This is a genomic window from Myxococcus sp. AB036A, assembly GCF_006547355.1.
GTDB lineage: Bacteria > Myxococcota > Myxococcia > Myxococcales > Myxococcaceae > Myxococcus > Myxococcus virescens.
Genome location: NZ_VHLC01000039.1, coordinates 44,620 through 61,671, shown reverse-complemented (window position 1 = coordinate 61,671; position 17,052 = coordinate 44,620). Strand labels below are relative to the sequence as shown.

The 17,052-nt window shown below is 67.2% G+C and carries 14 protein-coding genes; 8 read left to right on the top strand and 6 right to left on the bottom strand.

Annotation, left to right across the window (positions count from 1 at the left end; all coding sequences use genetic code 11):
* Window positions 1-7: 7 nt before the first annotated feature.
* Both FL344_RS17730 and FL344_RS17725 read right to left on the bottom strand, forming a co-directional pair.
* On the bottom strand, window positions 8-808 hold the full coding sequence (locus tag FL344_RS17730) for a ParA family protein (RefSeq protein ID WP_043611587.1): 801 nt from the start codon (window positions 806-808) through the stop codon (window positions 8-10).
* Between the two features lie 50 nt (window positions 809-858).
* Window positions 859-1,164, bottom strand: coding sequence for a hypothetical protein (locus FL344_RS17725; RefSeq protein ID WP_020478456.1), 306 nt, complete (start codon window positions 1,162-1,164; stop codon window positions 859-861).
* A gap of 168 nt (window positions 1,165-1,332) precedes the next feature.
* Here FL344_RS17725 and FL344_RS17720 point away from each other — a divergent pair, with 168 nt between their 5' ends.
* The 4 genes from FL344_RS17720 to FL344_RS17705 all read left to right on the top strand — a co-directional run bounded on the left by FL344_RS17720 (window position 1,333) and on the right by FL344_RS17705 (window position 6,005).
* Complete coding sequence (locus FL344_RS17720; protein ID WP_026113791.1) at window positions 1,333-2,247, top strand: ArsA family ATPase; 915 nt, start codon at window positions 1,333-1,335, stop codon at window positions 2,245-2,247.
* Window positions 2,244-3,359 (top strand): ArsA-related P-loop ATPase, encoded by a 1,116-nt coding sequence (locus FL344_RS17715; RefSeq protein ID WP_090490364.1) that lies wholly within the window; start codon window positions 2,244-2,246, stop codon window positions 3,357-3,359. Before FL344_RS17720 ends, FL344_RS17715 begins: the two co-directional genes overlap by 4 nt.
* Before the next feature lie 278 nt (window positions 3,360-3,637).
* A complete protein-coding gene (locus FL344_RS17710; RefSeq protein WP_194863144.1) occupies window positions 3,638-4,750 on the top strand; it encodes a tetratricopeptide repeat protein in 1,113 nt (370 codons plus the stop codon).
* 61 nt (window positions 4,751-4,811) lie between these two features.
* On the top strand, window positions 4,812-6,005 hold the full coding sequence (locus FL344_RS17705) for a M48 family metalloprotease (RefSeq protein WP_141619358.1): 1,194 nt from the start codon (window positions 4,812-4,814) through the stop codon (window positions 6,003-6,005).
* A 128-nt stretch (window positions 6,006-6,133) separates the two neighbouring features.
* On the opposite strand, the gene FL344_RS17700 is transcribed toward FL344_RS17705, so the two are convergent.
* Entirely contained in the window at window positions 6,134-6,655 is a 522-nt protein-coding gene (locus FL344_RS17700; RefSeq protein ID WP_141619357.1) for a tetratricopeptide repeat protein, read from the bottom strand.
* A gap of 6 nt (window positions 6,656-6,661) precedes the next feature.
* Window positions 6,662-8,134: a hypothetical protein gene (locus FL344_RS17695; RefSeq protein ID WP_141619356.1), complete on the bottom strand. Its 1,473-nt coding sequence runs from the start codon at window positions 8,132-8,134 to the stop codon at window positions 6,662-6,664.
* 202 nt (window positions 8,135-8,336) lie between these two features.
* Between FL344_RS17695 and ruvX the strand changes: the two genes are divergently transcribed.
* The gene (gene ruvX / locus FL344_RS17690) at window positions 8,337-8,792 is read left to right on the top strand and encodes a Holliday junction resolvase RuvX (protein WP_141594615.1); all 456 of its coding nucleotides are present in this window, start codon (window positions 8,337-8,339) and stop codon (window positions 8,790-8,792) included.
* 30 nt (window positions 8,793-8,822) lie between these two features.
* On the opposite strand, the gene FL344_RS17685 is transcribed toward ruvX, so the two are convergent.
* On the bottom strand, window positions 8,823-10,409 hold the full coding sequence (locus tag FL344_RS17685; protein WP_228565142.1) for a glycosyltransferase family 39 protein: 1,587 nt from the start codon (window positions 10,407-10,409) through the stop codon (window positions 8,823-8,825).
* An 80-nt stretch (window positions 10,410-10,489) separates the two neighbouring features.
* Window positions 10,490-11,332 carry a hypothetical protein gene (locus tag FL344_RS17680; protein ID WP_228565141.1) on the bottom strand — a complete coding sequence of 281 codons (843 nt, stop codon included), beginning with the start codon at window positions 11,330-11,332 and terminating at the stop codon, window positions 10,490-10,492.
* Window positions 11,333-12,307: 975 nt separating this feature from the next.
* On the opposite strand from FL344_RS17680, the gene FL344_RS17675 reads away from it, so the two are divergent.
* The 3 genes from FL344_RS17675 to FL344_RS17665 are packed head-to-tail and all read left to right on the top strand — an operon-like array spanning window position 12,308 to window position 17,032.
* Window positions 12,308-14,371, top strand: coding sequence for a PrkA family serine protein kinase (locus tag FL344_RS17675; protein ID WP_141619354.1), 2,064 nt, complete (start codon window positions 12,308-12,310; stop codon window positions 14,369-14,371).
* Between the two features lie 22 nt (window positions 14,372-14,393).
* Complete coding sequence (locus FL344_RS17670; protein WP_141619353.1) at window positions 14,394-15,503, top strand: DUF444 family protein; 1,110 nt, start codon at window positions 14,394-14,396, stop codon at window positions 15,501-15,503.
* A gap of 35 nt (window positions 15,504-15,538) precedes the next feature.
* Window positions 15,539-17,032: a SpoVR family protein gene (locus FL344_RS17665; protein ID WP_141591410.1), complete on the top strand. Its 1,494-nt coding sequence runs from the start codon at window positions 15,539-15,541 to the stop codon at window positions 17,030-17,032.
* Window positions 17,033-17,052: the final 20 nt, after the last annotated feature.

Genomic DNA, 17,052 nt, shown 5'->3' with positions numbered 1-17,052 from the left:
CGCGGCTTCAGGCCTTCTGTGACGCCCGCCTCCGCTTGGGGGCGGGCTCTCCGTGCAACTCCGCGGCGATGGCGGCCAGCATCTGCGCGCCCCGGCTGCGCGGCGCGTACTCCCAAATGGTCTGCCCGTGACTCTGGGCCTCGTCGACCTTCACGTCGTAGCCCAGCGGCGTGGCCGCCAGCGCATCCGGGAAGTAGGCCTTCAGGCGCTCCAGAATCGCCGTGGCCAGCGCCGTCTTCCGGTACAGCGTGGGCACCACCTTCGTGACGCGGAGGTCCGGCCGCCCTTCTGCCTCGCCCACCTGGCGCACGGTATCCGCCACCTCCGCGCAGCCATCCAGCGCCAGGTACGTCAGCGCCACCGGCACCACCACCTCGGTGGCGGCCACCAGGATGTTGCGCGTGGTGGTCCCCATGGAGGGTGGCGCGTCGAAGACGATGGCGTCATAGCCCGCCGCTTCCGCCGCGCGCAGGCGGTCCGCCAGCCGGTGGGCCCGGCGTTCATCCGCGGCCACCACGACGGGAAAGTCCGCCATCTCCTTGTAGGCGGGCAGCACGTCCAGGCCCTCGAGGGCCGAGCGCTGGACGACGTCCTCGAAGCGCACCGACGTGTCCGTCAGCAGGTGAAACACGTTGCGTGGCAAGGTGCGCACGTCCACGCCCAGGGCCTTGCCCGCGTGGCCCTGCGTGTCCAGGTCCACCAGCAGCACCCGCAGGCCGCGCTCCTTGGCCAGCCAGGCGGCGGTGTTCACCGCCAGGGTCGTCTTGCAGGTCCCACCCTTCTCATTGATGAACGCGATGCGCCTCATGCCCGGGCACTCCTCATCCACCGAGAAGGTGGCGGCTTCCGACGTGCGGACTACTTCTTCGGGGACTTCGCCGCCAGCAGCGTGTCGACCTTGCCCTCGACGGACGAGAGCAGACGCTCCAAGTCGTCCACCTTCGAACGAAGCTGCTCCAGGTCCGCGGTGGACGGCAGGTTCGCGGCGGACAGGGCCGTGCGCAGCGCGCTGTCCAGGGTGCCCTTCGCCGCCAGGGAGCGCGACACCAGCGTCTGCACCGCCGCCACGAACTTCTCGTTCGAGAGCAGCTGCTGCGCCAGCTTGCCGATGCGCTCCTCGCCCGTTTCCACGAGCTTCTTCATCACCGGGTTGTTCTTGAGCATGAAAACGCGCGTCCTCGCGAGCAAAGCCCTACCGGGCCATCAGGAAGTCTTGAAGAAAACGCCGCACTCTGCGAGGGGGCAACGCGACGTGTCAAGCAGCGCAACAAGCCGAGGCCAAACGCGTTGACTCCCGTGAACACGATTCCTACGGTTCGCCGCTCTCAACCTATGGCCGGACTACTCGACAAGCGCCTGTGGATCGTCTCCGGCAAGGGCGGAGTCGGCAAAAGCACCGTCGCAGCGGCCCTGGCCCTGCGCTCGGCGCGCGCGGGCAAGCGCACCCTGGTGTGCGAAGTGAACACCCAGGAGCGCGTCAGCCGCTTCCTGGAGCGCCCCGAGGCCGGGCCCGAAGTGGCCCAGCTGGAGCAGAACCTCTGGGCCGTCAACGTGCGGCCCCAGGAGGCCATGCGCGAATACGGCCTCATGGTTCTGCGCTTCGAGACCCTCTACAAGACGGTCTTCGAGAACCGGCTGGTGCGCCAGTTCCTCCGCTTCATCCCGTCCCTGCAGGAGCTGGTGCTGCTGGGAAAAATCATGTTCCACCTGCAGGAGAAGCTCCCGGACGGGCGCTGGCGGTTCGACACCGTCATCATGGACGCGCCAGCCACGGGCCACGCCATCTCCTTCCTCAGCGTGCCGCAGGTGCTGATTCAAACAGTGCCGCCGGGGCCCATGGCCCGCGAGGCCCAGAAGATGCGCGACCTCCTCGTGGACCCGGCGGTGACGGCCGCCGTGCTGGTGGCGCTCCCCGAGGAGATGCCGGTGAACGAGGCGCTGGAGCTCCACGCGGCGCTGCGGGACAAGGTGAGCCTGCGCACGCACGCGGCGGTGCTCAACCAATCCTTTCCGGAGCGCTTCACCGAAGCGGACCTGGAGGCCCTGGGGGGCCATCCGGAGCTGCTCGCCGTGGCCCAGGCGCACCACGACCGCGCGGCACAGGCGGTGCTCGCCGGGACGAAGCTGGAGCGCAACCTGCACGCGCCCGTCTACCCCGTCCCCCGGCTCTTCACGCCCGAGTTCGGGCGCAAGGCAATTGAACAGGTCATGGAGCACCTCGAACCTCTCGTGACGGGGGCGGCGTGAGCACGACGGCCCTGTCGCCCGCGCTGGCGGGCAAGCGCGTCCTCATCTGCGTGGGCTCAGGCGGTGTGGGCAAGACGACGGCGGCGGCCGCATTGGCCCTGCGCGCATCGGTGGATGGGCGCTCCAGCCTGGTGTGCACCATCGACCCGGCGCGGCGGCTGGCCAACTCGCTGGGCCTCACGGCGCTGGGCAACGCGGAGACGCGCGTCCCCGCCACCGCGCTGGAGCCGCTGGGCGTCCAGCCCCGCGCGTCGCTGTACGCGATGATGCTGGACATGAAGCAGACGTGGGACGAGCTCATCACCCGCGTCGCTCCGCCCGAGCAGCGCGAGCGCATCCTGTCCAACCGCTTCTACCAGTCGCTCTCCACGGCCCTGGCGGGCAGCCAGGAATACATCTCCATGGAGAAGCTGTGGGAGCTGCGCCGCAGCAGCAACTACGAGCTCATCGTCCTGGACACGCCGCCCACCGCGCATGCGCTGGACTTCCTGGACGCGCCCAACCGCGTGCTGGACTTCCTGGACAACGACGCGGCGAAGTGGCTCCTCACCCCGGCGCTCAAGGCCGGCAAGCTGGGGATGTCCCTGTTCAACCGCGGCGGCTATGTCATGCGGGGCCTGGCCAAGTTCACCGGCACGGAGATGCTCCAGGAGCTCTCCAACTTCATGCTCGCCATCTCCTCGCTCAACGAGGGCTTTCGCGAGCGTGCCCGGGGCGTGCGCCAGCTGCTGGAGGACCCGAACACCGGCTTCGTGCTGGTGACGAGCCCCCACCCCGAGCGCATGGATGAAGCCATCCACTTCCACAAGATGCTCAAGCAGCACCGCATGGAGGTGGTGTCGCTGGTGGTCAACCGCGTGCACCCCATGCCCACGGAGGCACTGTGGGCGGACGCGGCCACGCTGACGCCCAGCCGCCGCGCCAAGGTGGAAGAGACGCTGCGCGAGCAGCAAATCATGGCCGAGCAGGACCGCACCGGCATCAACCAGCTCCAGGCCGCCTGTCCGGGTGTCCCCATCGTCCAGGTGCCCCGCTTCGCGATGGATGTGCACGATATCTCCGCCCTGTGGCGTACCGGACGCTACCTGGTGGGCGACGAGACACTCGGCTGACCACGGCCTGGGGCCCACACGCTTCGGGCCACTGCCGCGTTTCCCTGTTTCGCACGGTGCTTGTGCGAAACCGCCGCACTTCTTCAGTCCAGCCATCCTCGGGAAGCAGGCGGCCGGGGAAGCGCGCACGGGTCAGGCGCATTAAACTGGCGGGCCCGATGACGGTGGTGGGAACCCCTCGGTGCCCGGTGCTGTCCGGGAGGGGGGAGCCGGTCCAGGAGGATGATGTGGTGAACGGGAGAGCGCTGAAGCAGAAGCCTGTCAGCCGGTGGTGGTGGATGGCCGCGCTGGGCGTCGTCGTGTCCGGGTGCCGGACGACGGGCTCCGCCGCGCGGGAGGAGCCGCAGGCGAAGTCGCCCAAGCAGGAGCTCCACTTCGACGCGGTGACGGTGACGGCGGACCTGGAGCTGGACAAGCTCAACGACGAGGAGCTCTTCGCGGGCGGCACGTCGGCCTTCGCCGCGAACGATTTCCAACAGGCGGCGCGCTACTTCGGCCGGCTCGTGGACTTCTTCCCCGACAGCCGCCACCGCCGTGCGGCGCTCTACAACGCGGGCCTTGCCCACCAGCGCCTCAAGGAGTGGGAGGAAGCCGGCCACCGCTTCTCCGAGCTGTCGGACCCGGCCAGGGGCCAGGGGGACGCGTTGGACGCGGCCTTCCGCGTGGCGGCGGTGGACTACCACCTAGAGCGCTACGAACAGGCCTCGAAGCTGCTGGGCATCATCTCCGCGCGCGAGGACCTCCCCCTCAATCGCCGCCTCGAAGCGCAGGTCCAGCAGGGCATCTGCCAGTTGGAGAGCGGCGCACCGGAAACCGCCGAAGTCACCCTGCGCAAGGCGCTCTCCACCTATGACGCCCTGGAGGACAAGGGCGAGGTGGACGATTACTTCCCCGCCCAGGCCCACTTCTTCATCGGCGAGCTGTACCGGCTCCACTACGAGGGCGTGAAGTTGGACCCGGCGAAGGGCGCGGACAAGCTCGCCCAGGACCTCAACTACAAAGCCGAGCTGCTCCTGTCCGCGCAGGGCCACTACCTGCGCTCCATCCGCGTGGGCAACGGCTACTGGGCCACCGCCGCGGGGACGCAGATTGGTTCGCTTTACGAGAACCTCTACGAGCACATGGTGAACTCGCCCGCCCCCGCTGAGCTGGATGCCAGCGAGGCCGAAATCTACCGGCAGGAGCTGCGGAAGAAGATTCGGGTGCTGCTCACCAAGTCCATCAACATCTATGAGCGCACGTTGGAGACGGCCGAGCGCATCGGCTCGCAGAGCACCTTCGTGGACCGCACGCGTGAGAGCCTGGCCAAGGTGAAGGCCCTGCTGCTGGCGGACGCGGAGGGCGAGCCCGCGTCGGCGGCGCCCTCCTCCGCGAGCGAGCCCCATACCTGAGCGCAGCAGCAACGCCCCTGGCTGGGCAGGCCGGGGGCGCACGGCGTAGCCTGGGGCTTCCATGGAGCCCCTCTTCACGCCCGAGCAACTGGCGGAGATTCACGCCTTCCACCGGCCCTACTACATCCGGGCCGCAGTGGGCCCCTTCGCCAACCTGGCCCTGATGCTGCTCATGTTGGGCGTACTCGTCCAACCGCTCCACCGCCTGGCCGTGGCGGCCGCCGCGGGCCTGGAGCGGCGGCTCGGCTTCCTTCGGACGGCGCCGGTCAGCCGCGCCTTCTTCCACGCCATGGACCGGCTGTGGGGCAAGCCCGGCTGGGGCGCGGCGGTGCTCTTCGCCCTCTTCACGGACCTGTTCGTGTCGCTCGTCTACCTGCCGGTGGACGTCTGGTTCAGCTACACGCTGGAGCACCGGCACGGCATGTCCACGCAGACGCCCGCTACCTTCGCCTATGACATGGTCAAGGCCCAGTTGCTGGCGGCCTTCGCCCTCTCCGCGCTCGTCATCGGCATGTTCGGCCTGGCGCGCAAGCTGCGCCAGTGGTGGCTGGTGCTGGGCGTGCCCGTGGCGCTGCTGCTCCTCGTCTCCGGGGCACTGGACCCGTATCGCAGCAGGCTCTTCTTCAACCAGAAACCGCTGCCCGAGGGGCCCCTGCGAACCCGCATCGTGGGCCTCATGGAGCAGGCGGACATCACCTTCGCCGACGTCCTCGTGGAGGAGACCTCCGTCGCCTCGCGCCGGCTGCAAGCCTACTTCGCCGGGCAGGGCCCCACGCGCACCATCGTCCTCAACGACATCATCCTCAAGGAACTCTCGGAGGACGAAGTGCTGGCCGCGGTGGCACACGAAGCGGGCCACGTGAACGAGTCGAAGTGGCCCGCCCGCATCGCCTCATCGCTGATGCTGGTGGCCCTGCTCTTCGCGCTCGACCGCCTCTTGCGCCTGTCCGCGTCGCGGGGCTGGTTCGGCGCCACCCACTTCGCGGACATCCGCAACCTGCCCCTCATTTCCCTGCTCTTCTTCCTCCTCGTGCTGACGGCCAAGCCCATCTCGGGCGCCTTCTCCCGGGAACGTGAGCGTGAAGCGGACCGCTATGCCCTGCGGCTCACGGGTGACGTGGACGCCTTCCGGCGCATGCTGGTGAAGGCCGCACGCGTCAACAAGATGGACCCCGAGCCCCCCCGCTGGGTCGTCCTCAAGGGCATGAGCCATCCACCCATCGGCGAACGGATTGCATCTCTTCCCACGCCCTGAAACAGCGGTCGACAGGTGGGCTCCCCCCTCCCCTTCCGGCCACGCCTCTTCCCCGAGCCCACCCGCCGACTGCCTCCACCCGGCCACTCCCAGACAGCCGGGTGGCCCCACTCCCCCCGACTCCGGCACTACGGCTGCGAGTCCTCCTTCAGCTTCTCCACCGCCACCAAGGTGATGGCCTTCACCAGCGCCCGCGCCCGGCGGCCGCCCGCCGTCTCGCCATGCGGGTCCGCCTCCACCGCGTTCGCCAGGTCGGTGAAGCCCTGGCGCTCCCCCCTGCGGAGGTAGAGCTCGCCCCGGTTGGCCAGCGCCACCGGGTTGTCGGGCTCTCGCTCCAGCGCGGCGCTGTACTCGGCGATGGCGTCATCCAGCTTGCCCAGCTTCTGGTACACGGTGCCCAGCGCCGCCCGCGCCGCCGCGTCCTTCGGGTTTCCCTCCACCAGGCCTTCGAAGAGGATGCGGGCTTCCTCCAGGCGTCCCGCCGCCGCCAGGTCACACCCCACCTGGGCAATGGCCTTCGCTTCCTCGAAGGTCATCCCCTCCACTTCGGCCCACGTCGCCTCTCCCCGGGCAAACGCCTTCAAGCCCTGCACCGCGCCGCGCTGCATCCGCATGGCCACCGCTCCCTCGTGTTTGATGATGCGTCCCATGACGGCTCAGGCGCTCCGCAGGTTGGAGATGGCCGTCTTCGCCATCTCGTGGAACTTCGAGGACATGTTGCTCATCAGGTCGAACATCGCCTTGCGCTTCTCCACCAGCCGCTGAAGGCGCAGCTCCAGCTCCTGCATGCTGCTCTCCAGCTTCGCGCCCGCCTTCCGGTCCGCCTCACCGGTGCCCAGCGAGGCGCGCTGGTCGCGCACGTTCGCCATCTGCTCCATCACGTCGAGAATCTCCTCGTCCGTGTCGCTGGAGATGGACATCAAGATGGCTTGAATCTTGTCCTCGATGCTCATGTTGGGGTTGTCGACGATGCTCCGCACATTCGACGAAGCGCCGCCCACCGGCCGGCTTCCGCCAGCGCCACTCGCGGGCTGCGTTCCGGATGACGCCTGCGCCGCGTCCGCCTGTCGCAGCGCCGCCGTGACATCCGGCCGGCCCACGATGCCGTCCCGCCGCCCCACGCCCGCGGCCATCTCCAGCCGGTCGTAGTAGACGGGATGGTCCTTGAAGAACTGCGCGGCGCGCTTCAGCGTCGACGATGCGCCCGGGCTTTTCAGGATGGCGTCCAGGTTGTCGCGCGTGAGCAGGTTGTCCCGGGCCCCCACCGCGGTATCGAAGGTGTCCCAGTTCTCGCTCAGCACGCGCAAGGCGTCGTGGTACTCGTGGAAGTCCGGGTCCAGCGGGCTCGGCGCCGACGTCGGCGGGCTGCCCGACACAGGCGAGGAGCCACCGCCGCCGGACGTGCCGCCCGTCCCCGGCGCCGTCGTGCCACCACCGCCGGGCGTGCATCCCGTCCCGGGAGGCGTCGTGCCACCGCTTCCAGGGCGCACGGGCCGGCCGTACCGCGCGAACTCCGCATCCACCGCCTTGAGCTCGCGCTGGAGGTCCTGCACCGAGAAGGTGTCGAGGTTGTACAGCGGCGAGAAGACGCCAATCCTCGCCAGCGGCCCCTGCCGGTCGAGCCGCTCGAAGAGGGCCGTGTTCTCCACCATGAAGCGGGCCGCGTCCCGCAGTTGAGGAGACAGGCTGGCGTCCGTGGAGATGCGCTGCAGGTCTTTCTTCGACAGCGAGCCGTTCTTCTTGCCATCCAGCAGGTCCAACTGCTGGAAGTTCGCCTCCAGCACCTTCAAGGCGTCCGAGTAGTCGAGCATCTTCGGATCCAACGGGCTGCTGCCCGGATTCAGGATGGGCGACGAGGACGCGGAGCGCGCGTAGCCACTGTCAGCCTTCGAGCTGCCCGAGGAGGACGCGTGGTACTCCGTCTTCGCGGGCGGGTTCTTCGACAACTCCTGCGCCACGCCCATGGCGCCACTGGCCGCCAGCATGACGTTGCCCGTCGCGGCCCCCGCCGCGGCCTTGATGGAGTTGGTGATGAGCGGCGGCAATCCCAGCGCGTTGCCCGCGAAATCCACCGCGGTGGACATGGGGCCAGCCAGCAGGTTGGCCGCACCTTTGAGGAAGTCGAGCATGAACCCTCTCGCGCGACGGGGTTGAAGTGGACGCCGCGCAGTCGTCCTTCGGACGGGACCGCTGGATTGCAGCAGCGGTGCCGTCCGTGGGCGTGGGAGGCACCCAGCGAATTCCGGCGGTTAGCACTCACAGAAGCAGGGGCACGTCCCCAGGCGCGGACGGAGCGGTCCACGACGAAGGATTGCGGTTAAGTTCCGCGGCATGCGCACCATGGGCCTGGACCTGGGCACCAAAACCATTGGAGTGGCCGTCTCGGACGGACTGGGCCTCACGGCTCAAGGCGTCACCACCGTTCGCCGCACGTCGCTCAAGGCAGACCTCGCGGCGCTGGCCACCGTCGCGAGCGAACACGAGGTGACCCACGTCGTGCTGGGCCTGCCGCTCAACATGGACGGCAGCGAGGGCCCGCGCGCCGAGGCGTCCCGGAAGTTCGCGGACACCCTGGCCCAGTCGCTGGGGGTGACGGTGGAGCTCTGGGACGAGCGGCTGTCGACCGTGGCCGCCACACGGACCCTGCTCGAGGCGGACGTCAGCCGGGCCCGCCGCCGGGAGGTCATCGACCAGGTGGCCGCGCAGTTCATCCTCCAGGGATGGCTGGATGCCCACCGGCCGCCGGATACCGACTATCACCCCGACGACTACGACTCGGAGCCCTGAGGGGCTTGAGGGCCCCTCCAGGCAACCGCGCTACGGCTGACGCCGGTACACGTGCAGCGGCGCGGTGAAGCCATCCAGCTTCTGGTAGGCCACGCCGTCCAGCACCAGCGAGCGCTCCTCCAGCTTCACGCCCGCGGCCTTCGCCAGCGCTCCACCGTCGAAGCGGACCAGCACCTCCGGACGGGTCTCCTGCATGCGCTGGCGGAAGGTGTCCCAGCGCACGCGCGCCAGCCGCTCCTCGGGAAGGCCGGAGAAGAAGGCCAGTTGCAGGTCCATGTAGTTCGGGTCGATGTCGAGCGCGGCGGCCCCACCCTTGGCGGCGACCTCCGCCTTCAGGAACTTCGCCACCTGCATCAGCGCCACGGGATTCGTGGACGTGGGGCTGATGGGGCGCATCGTCGTCTGCAGTGGCCCGTCGGCACGGAACGTATAGATGCCCATCGCCACCGGCGCTGCCACGGCGACCAGCACCGTCACGCCCGCCAGGGCCTTGCGCAGCACGGGCCCTCCACGCGTCGCCACCAGCCCGGCGAAGCCGAAGGCCACGAAGACGGGGAGCAGCGCGACCTGCGTCACCGTGAAGCGGCCCAGCGGAACGAAGGTCAGCAGCACCGCCGCCCGGAAGGTGAAGTAGGCAGCGGGAAGCACCGCCGCGGCCACCAGCCAGCGCGTGTCCGGACGCGAGCGCCACGCGCGCACCATGCCCGCCATGCCCAGCAGCGCGACGAGAGGCGACAGCGTGAGCAAGGCGATGCCGGGCCAGAACCCCAGCTGCTGCAGCCGCCAGAGCACGTTCGACCCCGAGCCCAGGGACGACTTCACCCAGTTACGGTGGAAGTCCTCCACCGCCATCACCGGGAAGAACGGGTTGCCGTGCATCAGCTCATTTCCCTGCATCCACAACAGGGGGAACGGCAGGCACACCAGGCCGAAGCCCACGGCCCGGGTCAGCGACACGACCTTGTCCTGGCTGCTGAAGCACAGCGCCACCGTGAGCAGCGGGATGTACATCCACGCGTCGTAGCGAAGCGCGCACGCCAGGTTGAGCATCAACGCCGCCTGGAACAGAGGCAGGAAGCGGTTGTCATCCACGCCTTCCGCGTACAGCGCGAAGGTGGCCAGCATGAAGAAGAGGGACACCGCCTCGCTGCTGGCCGTGGTGGAGAACTGCATGTGCATGCCCCACGCCGCGAAGGACAGGCCAGCCACCACGCCCGCGCGCCAGCCGAAGAGGCGGCGCGTCAGCGCGAACAGCGGCACCACCGACAGCACGCCGAACAGCAGGCTCACCACACGGCCCGCGACCTCCCGGTCGAACACCGACAGCGCCGCGCCCACCAGGTACATGTGCAACGGACCGAACTGGTAGGCCCCGTCCCCGTAGGCGGTGATGAGGTGCGGCGCCCGCAACCAGCGCTCCGCCAGCTCCGTGCGGACCACCGCGTCACCGAAGAGGTTCTCGTTGACGAAGAACACGCCCAGCCGCGGCACCAGCGCCGCCACCAGCAACAGCCCGACGAGCAGCCGGGTGCCTGGCTCGTGCAGAGGGGCAGGCACCGCCGACAGGCCAGGTGCGTGGGGAGTCGAAACGGAGAAGGGGGCGGGGGCGGTGGCCATGACGCGCGGCAGGATACGCAGGCACGGCCCAAAGCCAAGCCAACGCCCATTGTTCCCTTGCTCGGGGAGCGCGGCCGACTTCACGGTGCGCGAACCTGCTCCCCTTCCGATATCCAGGGGGCTGCAATCATTTCAGGGTCCGCCGGGGCCAAGGGGCTGCCGGACTCCAGCGTCACCCGCGTGCGGCGGACCACCTCCAGCCGCCGGGGGCCCTGCGTCCCCAGTTCGGCGCGCGACGTGTAGAGAACCTCCAGCCGCTCGGGAAATGGGCGGCGCAGGTCGAAACGCAGCTCGCCTTCGGCCCTGGGAGCCGGCGGACCTTCCGCCCCCTGGGACTGGAGGAGGAAACGCACCCGGCCTCGGGCTCCTTCCAGCTCCACCAACTCATAGGTGACGACGGCCAGCCCTTCCTCCTGGGCTCGCGCCACGACCCAGCGCGCGCCCACGCCCACCGGCTCTTCCGGAAGCCGTGGGGTGACGAGCCAGTCCGAGGACAGCGCCGCCCGCACCAGGCTACTCAATGCCGCGGAAGCCCCGGGCCCCAGTTGCACCCATGCCTGAACCGGCGCCCCCCGGTTGGAGAGCACCACGGCTCCATCTCGGCCACTCGCCGCGCCCAGCTCCTCCGCCAACCTCCACGCGGGCTCCATGCCTTCATCGTCCATGGCGCGGACCTCGGGACGCCCCACCCGCACGTGGTAGCGCGCCTGTCCCCTCCCCGCCCCCGCCTGCCATTCCACATAGAGCGGCACCGAGACCTCGGGGCCATACTCCGTTCGCAGCTCACGGCCGGCCCCCACGCCCAGCACCGTCTCAACCTCGGGAGAGACAGACACCACCATGCCCTGGCCCCACCCTGGCCGCTGCTCCAGCCGCAGCGCGCGGCGAGGTGAGCGCCCTGCATCGAGCAGTGCCGTCGCCACCACGCCTCCGTCCGCATGAGGGACTGTTGCCTGGACCCATGCGCCAAGAAGACAGGTTGCGACGAGCAGGACGGGCACCAGGAGGCTCCAGGGAAGGACACGCGCCCATGCCCCACTGCATACGCCATGCTCAGTGGCCGTCCTCTCGTGCACGCCCCTGAGCCGTCCAGAATGGGAGACCCTTCGAGTGAAGCAGGGCCTGCGACGAGCCACCTTCCGCAGTCCTTGATGTCTCATGCGATGAGCTTGAATGCGGGCGACAAGCCGCCTGCCAGCAAGCCTCAAAGTCCCATCCGGCTTCTGGCGGCACCTTTTCGAGCCACGGGTCGCCTTCCTACACGCCCTGATGTCTCACCCGGCATGCCTGTGGCGACGAGCCCCTGGACCACGAGCCCATTCCCGCCTGCCCGATACCTGGCATGACATGCGCCATGTCCGTCGCGCCTTGCCGTGACGTGAGCGGCGCATCATCCCCTTGTCACCTCGTGAGACGCGCGTCCGCCGCACGACACTCACTCGGTACCCGACGCCCATCCCGCACGGCCGCCCGACTGCTTTCATGCATGCAACGCCAGCCTCGTCCGTGAAGGCTCCGCGCCGACATGTGGAGTGAAAGGGCACGCTGCCCCACAACCCACACGAGCATTGCTGCTGCCGGGCGCCTGGGAAATGACCGTTCAGGCGTTCACTACCCTTCGTGCAGCCGGTGTGCGCCTACCCCCGTGGGCGAGGGCCCTTATAATCAAGATGCCTTTTCACCCCGTGGAGGGGGTGCGCCTTCGGGCGTTCCACCCCTGACACGAGCGTAACGCGCGGTCCCACTCCGCGGCGGGGTCCCGAAGGGGCAGCAGGGCTGTCGTGCCTGGGACCTCGTCGGGGTGGGTGTGGAATGGCAGTCATGCCCTCCAGGTTGACCATTTTGGCCCCCCAGTCGGCGCGGCTTTCCGCGTCCCCGGGTGGCTCCGAGGGAGAGACATGAAGGACGCTGAGAAGGGTTCGTGGGTCTCCAGAATTGCCGCGTTGCAGGACGTGAAGACCTACGCGGAGCTCAACTGGGAAGGCTCGTTCGAGGAGTACCTCGAAATCGTCCGGCAGAACCCCAAGGTCACCCGCACCGCCTTCCAGAGGATCTACGACATGATCCTCAGCCACGGAAAGACGGAGTACATCGACAACAAGAAGAAGCTCATCCGCTACCACTTCTTCAGTGACGAGAAGTTCGGCGGCCGTGACGCCATCTTCGGGCTCGATGTCCCGCTCATGAAGCTGGTCAACGTCTTCAAGTCCGCCGCGCAGGGCTACGGCACCGAGAAGCGCGTCATCCTCCTCCACGGCCCCGTGGGCTCGTCCAAGTCCACCATCGCGCGCCTGCTGAAGAAGGGCACCGAGGACTACTCCAAGACGCCGGAGGGCGCCGCGTACACCTTCTCCTGGCTCACCGACAAGAAGGACTCGGACGGCGCCCCGGTGAAGGAGAAGATGAAGTGCCCGATGAACGAGGAGCCGCTCAACCTCATCCCCCGGGAGTGGCGTTCCAAGATCTACGCCGAGCTGTCTCCGCCCGAGTCCGGCTACACCATTCCGGATGGCTCCGAGCTGTGCCCCGCCTGCCGCTTCGTCTTCAAGGACCTGATGACGCAGTACCAGGGCGACTTCGCCAAGGTCATGAGCCACATCCGCGTCAACCGGCTCGTCTTCAGCGAGAAGGACCGCGTGGGCATCGGCACCTTCCAGCCCAAGGACGAGAAGAACCAGGACTCCACCGAGCTCACCGGTGACATCAACTACCGGAAGATCGCCGAGTACGGCTCCGACTCCGACCCGCGCGCCTTCAACTTCGACGGCGAGTTCAACATCGCCAACCGCGGCATCATCGAGTTCGTCGAGGTGCTGAAGCTGGACGTCGCGTTCCTCTACGACCTGCTCGGCGCGTCGCAGGAGCACAAAATCAAGCCGAAGAAGTTCCCGCAGACGGACATCGACGAGGTCATCCTCGGCCACACCAACGAGCCCGAGTACAAGAAGCTCGAGAACAACGAGTTCATGGAGGCCCTGCGAGACCGCACGGTGAAGATTGACGTCCCGTACATCACCAAGCTGTCCGAAGAGGTGAAGATCTACGAGAAGGACTTCAACTCCCGCGCCATCAAGGGCAAGCACATCGCTCCGCACACGCTGGAGATGGCCGCCATGTGGGCCGTGCTCACGCGTCTGGAGGAGCCCAAGAAGCACAACCTGTCGCTGCTCCAGAAGCTCAAGCTCTACAACGGCAAGACGCTCCCGAACTTCACCGAGGACAACATCAAGGAGCTGCGCAAGGAGAGCAACCGCGAGGGCCTGGAAGGCATCTCCCCGCGCTACATCCAGGACAAGATCTCCAACGCCCTGGTGAGCGACAAGGGCGAGGGCTGCATCAACCCCTTCATGGTCCTCAACGAGCTGGAGGCCGGCCTCAAGACGCACTCCCTCATCAACAACGAGGACACGCGCAAGGGGATGAAGGAGCTGCTCACGTCCGTGAAGCAGGAGTACGAGGACATCGTCAAGAACGAGGTCCAGCGCGCCATCTCCGCGGACGAGGACGCCATCGCCAAGCTGTGCGGCAACTACATCGACAACATCAAGGCCTACACCCAGAAGGAGAAGGTCAAGAACAAGTACACCGGCCTCTACGAAGAGCCCGATGAGCGGCTGATGCGGTCCATCGAGGAGAAGATCGACATCCCCGACACCCGCAAGGACGACTTCCGCCGCGAAATCATGAACTACATCGGCGCGCTCGCGGTGGAGGGGAAGACCTTCAACTACCGGACCAACGAGCGGCTCCACAAGTCGCTGGAGCTGAAGCTGTTCGAGGACCAGAAGGACAGCATCAAGCTCAAGAACCTGGTGTCCTCCGTCGTCGACAAGGAGACGCAGGAGAAGATCGACCTGGTGAAGGACCGGATGATGAAGAACTACGGCTACTGCGAAATCTGCTCCACGGACGTGCTGAACTTCGTGGCCAGCATCTTCGCCCGCGGCGACGCGAAGGAGTAACACCAGAGAGGGGCGAGCCGTCGTGACCTTGAAGATCCACCAGGACCACTCCCGCTTCAAACAGATCGTCCGGGGGAAGATCAAAGCCAACCTGCGCAAGTACGTGCAGAAGGGCGAGATGATTGGGAAGAAGGGGAAGGACGCCATCTCCATCCCCATCCCCTTCATCGACATCCCCCGCTTCAAGTACGGACACAAGGAACAGGGGGGCGTCGGACAGGGTGACGGCGACGTCGGCCAGCAGCTCGGCCCCGGGGCGGTGGAGCCCGGGGAGGGCAAGCAGGCCGGCCAGGGCGAAGGCGACCACGCCATGGAGGTGGACGTCACGCTCGACGAGCTCGCCCAGATTCTGGGCGAGGAACTGCAGCTGCCCAACATCGAGCGGCGGCAGAACGAGCGCATCATTACCCAGAAGATCCGCTACACCGGCGTCAACACCACCGGACCGGAGTCGCTGCGGCACTTCAAGCGGACCTTCAAGCAGGCCCTGCGGCGGCAGATTGCCGCTGGCACGTATGACCCGGCGCGGCCCGTCATCATCCCCACGCGCGAGGACCGCCGCTACCGCAGCTACAAGCTCCAGGAGCTGCCTGAAACAAACGCGGTCATCATCTACATGATGGACGTGTCCGGCTCCATGGGTGACGAGCAGAAGGAGATCGTCCGCATCGAGAGCTTCTGGCTCGATACGTGGCTGCGCCACCAATACAAGGGCCTGGAGGCGCGCTACATCATCCACGACGCGGTGGCGCGCGAGGTGGACCGCGACACGTTCTTCCACACCCGCGAGTCCGGCGGGACGATGATCTCCAGCGCCTACAAGCTCTGCCGGGACATCATCCTGGCGGACTACCCGAAGAGCGCGTGGAACATCTACCCGTTCCACTTCAGCGACGGGGACAACTGGAGCGCGGACGACACGCGGCAGTGCATTGAAATGCTGCGCAACGACGTGCTGCCCAACGTCAACCAGTTCGCCTACGGCCAGGTGGAGTCACCCTACGGCAGCGGCCAGTTCATCAAGGATTTGCGCGAGGCGGTGGGAGACACGCCCAACGTCGCGCTGAGCGAAATCGCGGACAAGGACGCCATCTACGCGTCCATCAAGGACTTCCTCGGCAAGGGCCGCTGACTTCAGCGGTCCTTTCCCACCGGAGCGACTGCCCGATGCCCAAGAGCCTCCCACCTCGCCTCGCCTCGCTCCGCGACGAAATCCATGGCTACGCCAAGGAGTTCGGCCTGGACTTCTTCGACACCCACTTCGAGATGGTGTCCTACGACGAGATGAACATGGTGGCCGCCTACGGCGGCTTTCCCACCCGCTATCCCCACTGGCGCTGGGGCATGGAGTACGAGCAGCTCGCCAAGGGCTACGAGTACGGGCTGAGCAAGATCTACGAACTCGTCATCAACAACGACCCTTGCTACGCCTACTTGATGGAGAGCAACCCGGAGGTGGACCAGAAGCTCGTCATGGCCCACGTCTACGGCCACTGCGACTTCTTCAAGAACAACTTCTCCTTCCGGCACACCAACCGCCGGATGATTGATGAGATGGCCAACCACGCCACGCGGGTGAGGCGCTGGGTGGACAAGATTGGCGTGGAGAAGGTCGAGGACTTCATCGACCGGACGCTGAGCCTGGAGAACCTCATCGACCAGCACGCGCCGCACATCCGGCGCAACCCGGACCCGAAGAAGGCCGAGGACGAACTCAAGGCCAACGAGCGCGTGGAGGGCTTCAAGGTGGGCCGCGAATACATGCGCGGCTACATCAACCCGTCCGAGTTCCTCGACTCCCAGCGCAAGAAGGTGGAGGACGAGAAGCAGCGCGCCAAGAAGTTCCCCGAGCGCCCCCAGCGCGACGTGCTGCTCTTCCTGCTGGAAGAGGCGCCGCTGGAACCGTGGGAGGCGGACATCCTCGCGATTCTGCGCGACGAGGCCTACTACTTCGCGCCCCAGGGCCAGACGAAAATCATGAACGAGGGGTGGGCCAGCTACTGGCACTCCACCATCATGACGCGCCGGGCCCTCAAGGACGACGAAATCATCGACTACGCGGACCACCACTCCGGCACCATGGGGACCCGCCCTGGCGCCATCAACCCGTACAAGCTCGGCATCGAGCTGTGGCGCGACATCGAGGAGCGGTGGAACAAGGGCCGCTTCGGCAAGGAGTGGGACGAGTGCGATGATTTGCGCGCGCGCCGCTCCTGGGACAAGAAGCTGGGCGCCGGCCGCGAGAAGATCTTCGAGGTCCGCAAGCACTACAACGACATCACCTTCATCGACACGTTCCTGACGCCCGAGTTCGCGATGGAGCAGAAGCTCTTCGTGTACGGCTTCAACGACAAGCGCAACTCGTGGGAGATCCTCGACCGCGAGTTCAAGAAGGTGAAGAACAAGCTCCTCCAGGGACTCACCAACTTCGGCCAGCCCATCATCGAGGTGGTGGACGGCAACTTCGAGAACCGCAGCGAACTGCTGCTGGCGCACCGCCACGACGGACAGGACCTCAAGGGCGACTACGCCCGCGAGACGCTGCGCAACCTCCAGTCCCTGTGGCGCCGGCCCGTCAACATCCTCACGCGGTACGACAACAAGGGCGTCATTCTGCGCTTCGACGGGCAGAGCCACTCCGAGCGGAAGGTGGAACTCTGAGCAGCCGTGCCCGGCCCCGG